The following is a 1,088-nucleotide window of genomic DNA, read 5'->3' as shown; positions in this document are numbered from 1 at the left end:
TGCGCCCACGGACCCCACGCCAGCGACAGCGCGGCCAGCCCTGCAGCCCGCCGAAGCTCAGTCAGCGCGTCCAGGAACGCGTTCGCCGCCGCGTAGTTGCCCTGCCCCGCCCCGCCGAACGTCCCCGCCACCGACGAGAACACCACAAACGCCGCGAGATCCAGGCCCTGAGTCAGCTCATGCAGATACCACGCCGCGTCCACCTTCGGCCGAAACACACTGTCCAGCCGCTCGGGCGACAGCGACGCAATCGTCCCGTCATCCAGCACACCAGCGGTGTGAACGACCGCGGTCAACGGATGATCGGCATCGATCCCGGCCAGCAGGGCCGCCACCTGATCCCGATCCGCCACATCACATGCCGCGATCGTCACCTCGACACCATGCGCGATCAGCTCCGCCTGCAGCTCCACCGCACCCGGAGCGTCCAAGCCCCGGCGGCTGACCAGCAGCAGATGCCGCACCCCACGCTCGGCCACCACATGCCGCGCGAACAACCCACCCAGACCACCGGTACCGCCAGTGATCAACACCGTCCCCTCCGAATCCCACGACCGTTCGACCTTCTCCCCAAGGTCAGAGCCGATCTCCACCCGCGCCAGCCGGGCAACCCGCACCTCAGCGCCGCGCACCGCCGCCTGCGGCTCACCCAACGCCACCACCCCGGGCAGCACCGACGAAGAGATCTCCTGCCCGTCCACATCCACCAGCACGAACCGGCCGGGATTCTCCGACTGCGCGCTCCGCACCAGACCCCACACCGCCGCAGCCGCCAGATCAGCCAGCACCTCGCCGTCACCGGCCGCGACCGCACCCCTGGTCAGGAACACCAGCCGAGAATCACCACACCGCTCATCGGCCAGCCATCCCTGCACCAGACCCAACACGCGGGCGGCCAGCTCATGCGCCGACTCCACCACCCCGCCAGCCGGGTCCGCGACCACCTCGGCCAGCACCACACCCGGCACCGGACCCGCCTCCACCAACGACGCCAGATCCCCATGAACCGAAACCACTTGCCCGTCCGCCTGCCAAACCCCGGCGACACCGAGCAGGTCCAGACCGAGCACCGCCACCGGCGAAACCTC

The 1,088-nt window shown here is 69.9% G+C and carries 1 protein-coding gene; it reads right to left on the bottom strand.

Annotated features, from left to right (window positions below):
• On the bottom strand, positions 1–1,076 hold a 1,076-nt coding region (locus tag ABZ260_RS51495), incomplete at its 3' end, for a beta-ketoacyl reductase (protein WP_355633364.1).
• Positions 1,077–1,088: the final 12 nt, after the last annotated feature.

The organism is Streptosporangium sp. NPDC006013, from assembly GCF_040614275.1.
Lineage (GTDB): Bacteria > Actinomycetota > Actinomycetes > Streptosporangiales > Streptosporangiaceae > Streptosporangium.
This window is presented reverse-complemented; position numbering and strand designations above follow the sequence as displayed.